A 5,232-nucleotide genomic window follows, 5' to 3' on the forward strand; every position below is an offset into this window, starting at 1 on the left:
CCATTACCCCGGCATGATCGAATGGGTCGGCGGCTACGAGACCGGAGGCGGGATCCAGCGAGTCGATGTGGCCGGACGCTCGCTGCACACCGACTTCGACGATTTCCGTGCCGATGTGGTCAACATCATTCCCCCGCACACGGCCGGCAGGGTTGCGGTCGATTCCGGTCTCACCGACGATTCGGGCTGGTGCCCGGTCGACTTCTGGAACCTCGAGTCCACCCTCGCGAAAAACGTTCACATCATCGGCGATGCCATCGTCAGCAGCGCGTTGCCGAAGTCGGCATACATCGCCGCCTCCACCGCGAAGGTCGCGGCGATGGCGGTGATCGACCACATCAACGGGCGCGAACCCGGCAAGCCTGCGTTCTTCAACACCTGCTACAGCCTGCTGACTCCGGAACACAGCATCTCGGTATCCGGCGTCTACAAGGCGGTGACGGACGCGGACGGGCAGCAGTCCATCGTCGGCGTCGGCGACTCGGTCGCCATCTCGCCGGCCGGCGCCGATGACCGGTTCCAGACGCGCGAGGCCCGCTACGCCGCGAGTTGGTACGACAATCTGGTCGACCAGGGCTTCGGCTGACAGTCCTGGCCCGCCGGATCCCCGCGGCCGCTCCGGCGGCCCCGGGGACACTCGGGACATCCGGCGACGCCCGGGACCATCGGCAAAACCGGGGTCGTCTTCGGACATGTCTCCGGCGAAACCCCGTCCCGGCAGGGACCGGGCGAGCCCTGGTCCGCCCGACGCGGTGCCGCTGACAGCGGTTCATCATGAGGAATAGAGCCTGTGAACATTTTACGGAACATTCTGGCCATCATCGGTGCCCTGGCCATCATCGCGGGTCTGGCAGGATACGTCGCCGCACAGAACTTTCTCGGAAAACTGGATCCGGGAGCGCCGGCCATGTACACGGAATTCGCCAAACGCTACATGGAGAACCTCGATCCGGCAGTCGCCATGGTCCGAATGGTCCAGGTGGAGGACGGACTCGGGATCGATGACGTGGTCGAATCGATGAAGAGCCTCGCCGCCGGCCACAACATGCTCTACGTCGGAGAAGCCCCCTTCTCCCGGCAGGTGGAGGCGGTCACCGGCGAGCCCTATCGCTACGTCAACTTCTTCTCCTTCTGCGACGTCGGCATTGGCGCCATGATGGCCGACTACCACAACGCCTACACGGCCTTCATGCCCTGCCGCATTGCCCTGGTCCAGGACGACGACGGCACCTTGTGGCTGCAGATGATGGATCTCGACATGATGATCTACGGCGGCAAGCCGCTACCGTCCGATCTGCGCGAGGGCGCGCTCTGGGTCAGTGCCACGCTGAACGACATTATGGATGGCGCCGCCAGGGGCGACTTCTAGCAGCCTGTCGGACTTGGGATACTTCGGGGAAGAAGATCCGGCCTCGGCTTCGCGCCGACCTCCTTCCCGGTTTCAGACCACTGCGCCGCGGCGAAACCGGGGCGTGGTGAGCGCTTTCGTGCCCATTACCTGCTACATTCAGGGTTGGAATCAATCTGGACCCCCTGCCGACCCTGTGAAGAGTCTGAACAGCTACCTGCTCGTCGCTTCGGCGTTCCTGTTCTCGGGGGTGCTGGCCTTTGGCGCTGCCGCCGTGATGAGCGTGGACACCGTCAGCGACAAGGCGCGAATGATCGAGACGGAAGCCCGCAACATCGCGTTTGTCGGTCGCCTGCAGGACCATGCCCATCAACTGCTGCTGGCAAAATATCACCACCTGCTCGACCCGCACGAAGACTCGCGCGAACGGGCGGCATCCATATTGACCCGGCTGCAGGCCGATCTCTCCGGCTACATCGCATACGAGGAGGCGGCGGACTACCCGGAAAGCGTTGAAGAGGTTCGGCTGTTACGGGAACTCGACGCGGTCGTTCGAAGCCTGCCGCAAATCACTCCCTCTGGCGGAGACTCGTTCCCGGAGGCCCTGCCCCGTCAGGTCCTCGCCCATGAACTCCAGCAAAGGAGCGAGCAGATCAACCAACTGCTTTCAGAGATCAACGATCTCCACTTCGCGATCATCGCCCGCAAGATCGGGATGGCCGAAAGACGCTTCGATACGCTCTTCACCCTCTTCCTTGCGCTTTCCATCCTCGGACTGTTCATCGTCTGGTTGGGCTACATGCTGCACTCCCGGTACGTCGTCAGCCCTGTGAAGGCGCTGGCCCGCACGGCCCGGCTGCTCGCAGCAGGCGATCTGTCCGCCCGCGCGCGCACGCAATCCCAGACCGAGATAGGCGTCCTATACCGCTCCTTCAACGACATGGCCGAGACCATCCAGCGTCACGAGCGCGATCTGTCCGAACTGACGCACGAACTCGAACGCCGCGTCGAGGACCGCACCCGAAGCCTCGAGCAGGCTTATTCCTCGCTGCAACGCACACAAAACGACCTGGTCCGGATGGAGCGGCTTGCCACCCTCGGCCAGATCGCCACCACAGTCAATCACGAGATCAAAACGCCGCTCAACGCGCTCTACATCAACCTGCAACTGCTGAAGCGAAGGGCCCGCGAACACATGCCCACCGACCCAGACGCCCACTCGGAGATCACCGGCCTGATCTCGGTGATCGACCGCGAGGTGCTGAGGATTAGCTCGTACCTGGACGAGTTCGTCCACTATGCGCGCTTCCCGGCTTCGCAGCCCCGGCACGCCGATGCAAACAGCATCGTGCGCGAGGTCATGGACATGTTCAGCCAGAAGGCGGAGGAGGCCGACGTTCGCATCAAGGCAAGACTCGACACCCGCCTACCGGCGCTACTTCTGGATGAGCGCAAGGTCGCCCAGGCGTTGATCAACCTGTTCGCCAACGCGCTGGACGCAATGGCGGAGGGCGGAACCCTCGCAGTCGCCACACGGGAGGAGGACCAATGCGGACTGATCGAGGTCTCGGACACCGGGACCGGCATCCCCGCGGAGGACCAGGAACGGATCTTCACCCCCTTCTTCACCCGGAAGGAGACGGGCCTGGGCTTCGGCCTGGCCATCGTGCAACGTATTGCCGAGGATCACGGCGGGTCGGTGACCTGCGTGAGCCAGCCCGGCCAGGGGACCACGTTCACGCTCCGGCTGCCGATCTCGGGACCCGTGACCTCGCAGGATTCGGCACCACGCCCGCGCGAACTCGAATGCAGCACCTCCTGACCAGGGATCCCACCGGCATGGCCTGAACCCTGACCTACGGTGCTGCAAGCCCGGGCACGGGCACCACCGTAGCCTCCAACCCCGGCTCGCACCCAACAACCGAGAAACGGACGACATCTTGCAACACTCAATCCTGATCGTCGATGACGACAAGCTGACCCGGGAGACGCTGTCCCGTGCCCTGTCCGACACGTATACGACTTTCGCCGTGGGTAGCGGCGTGGAGGCCCTTGAACTGCTCCAGTCCGAGCCGATCTCAGTCGTGCTCGCGGACCTGGTGATGCCGGGCATGGGGGGCATGGAACTGCTGGAGCACATCAACAAGCTGGAACACCGGCCCATGGTGATTCTGATCACCGGGCAGGGAACCGTCGATTCCGCGGTTGAGGCGATGAAAAAAGGAGCCTACGACTACCTCCCCAAGCCCATCAACATCGACCGGCTGGAGGTGCTGATCATCAAGGCCATCGAGGCCATGAAGCTGCGCGACGAGAACGTGCAGCTGAAACGGAAGTTCATCGAGCGTTACAGCGACGCCGCGATCGTCGGAAAATCCCCGGAGATCCGGCAACTGCTCGCGCAGGTCGAGCAGGTCGCCCGGACCAACGCCACCGTGCTGATCGAGGGCGAGAGTGGCACCGGCAAGGAGATGATCGCGAACATCATCCACTACAACAGCGATCGCTCACTCGGACCGTTCGTGAAGGTGAACTGCGCGGCCTTCTCTGAAGGCATCGTCGAATCCGAACTCTTCGGCCATGAACGCGGCGCGTTCACCGGCGCCCTCGCGACCAAGAAGGGACGCTTCGAACTCGCAGACGGCGGGACCCTGCTGATCGACGAGGTCGGCGACCTGCCCCCCTCCGTGCAGGTCAAGATCCTGCGCTTTCTGCAGGAGCGAACCTTCGAGCGCGTCGGCGGACACCGGGACCTGAAGGTGGATGTGCGGGTCGTGTCCGCCACCAACCAGCGCCTGGAGGAGCTCGTTGCCGAAGGGCGATTCCGCGAGGATCTGTACTACCGGCTGTGTGTCGTCAAGCTCAGGGTCCCGCCCCTGCGCGAGCGCAGTCAGGACATCGACGTCCTGAGCAGTCACTTCCTCTCCCACTACAGCGAGACGCATAACCGCGGCATCACCGGCATCAGCGAAGAGGTGCGGGACTTGATGCGCAAACATCCCTGGCCCGGTAACGTCCGGGAATTGATGAACTGCGTCGAAAGCATGGTGGTGACCGCCACCGACAAGGTCATCACCCTGGACAACCTGCCCGAGCACCTGCTCAGCAAGTGCCCGGCGATGCATTCCGACACCGATCAGGGCGGCGCCCTCGCCGCGATGGAACGCAAGCTGATCGCAGAGACACTGGAGCAGACCGGCGGCGACAAGCCGGAGGCCGCCCGCATCCTCGGCATCGGTCTGCGCACGCTGTACCGGAAGCTCGAGCGCTGGGGGCTGTGACCGCCTAGGCCCCATTCCCTTGTCATTTTGACATTTCGTTTGCCATTGTGACATCCCCCCTCCCTCCCCCAGGCCCGCAAGGCATTGATTCTCATCAATCGCAAGCGTGGCTCGGTTCTTGCAGAAAGTTCCCCAAGAGGCGCGTCGCGATGACGCGAAATCTGGGGTGCGACCCGTTTGCGTTTTTTTAACGCCGGCAGGTCGCAACGGGATCCGGACCGATCCCGTAAGCCCGCCGCTCCAGCGCCTCGAGGGCAGTTCACAACAACGCAGGACTCGAGTTTGAACGCGACGGGATCTAACCCGTCCGTCTTGATTCCACACTGGGGAGGATGACCATGCAGACGAGACAACGAACACCCGGCCTGTTGGGCACGGCGGCAGCCGCCGTGCTCCTGGCCATGACACTGGGGCTCGCCGGTTGCGGCAGCGACGGGGACGATGGTGCCCAGGGGCCGCCGGGCGAGCCGGGGACACCCGGCGTCCCGGGAGCACCCGCAGATCCGACGCAGGATCCGCTTTCGCTTGCCGCCACGCACGCACAACCTGTTCCTGCCATTACAACGGCGAGCATTGACAACGTTAGGGTAACGTCGACCAACC

General features: G+C 63.7%; 4 protein-coding genes and 1 pseudogene. All 5 read left to right on the plus strand.

What is annotated here, in order from left to right:
* Positions 1–586, plus strand: a 586-nt coding sequence (locus tag EA346_RS14400; protein WP_296759754.1) for an FCSD flavin-binding domain-containing protein, incomplete at its 5' end; no start/stop codon positions are given.
* 204 nt (positions 587–790) lie between these two features.
* Positions 791–1,369 (plus strand): DUF302 domain-containing protein, encoded by a 579-nt coding sequence (locus tag EA346_RS14405; protein ID WP_296759756.1) that lies wholly within the window; start codon positions 791–793, stop codon positions 1,367–1,369.
* A gap of 175 nt (positions 1,370–1,544) precedes the next feature.
* Positions 1,545–3,170: an ATP-binding protein gene (locus tag EA346_RS14410; RefSeq protein WP_296759757.1), complete on the plus strand. Its 1,626-nt coding sequence runs from the start codon at positions 1,545–1,547 to the stop codon at positions 3,168–3,170.
* Positions 3,171–3,288: 118 nt separating this feature from the next.
* Positions 3,289–4,629 (plus strand): sigma-54 dependent transcriptional regulator, encoded by a 1,341-nt coding sequence (locus tag EA346_RS14415; protein WP_296759759.1) that lies wholly within the window; start codon positions 3,289–3,291, stop codon positions 4,627–4,629.
* Positions 4,630–4,967: 338 nt separating this feature from the next.
* Positions 4,968–5,232, plus strand: a pseudogene (locus tag EA346_RS14420) (hypothetical protein); the annotation flags it as partial.

It is taken from the genome of Thioalkalivibrio sp. (genome assembly GCF_007692535.1).
GTDB lineage: Bacteria > Pseudomonadota > Gammaproteobacteria > Ectothiorhodospirales > Ectothiorhodospiraceae > Thioalkalivibrio.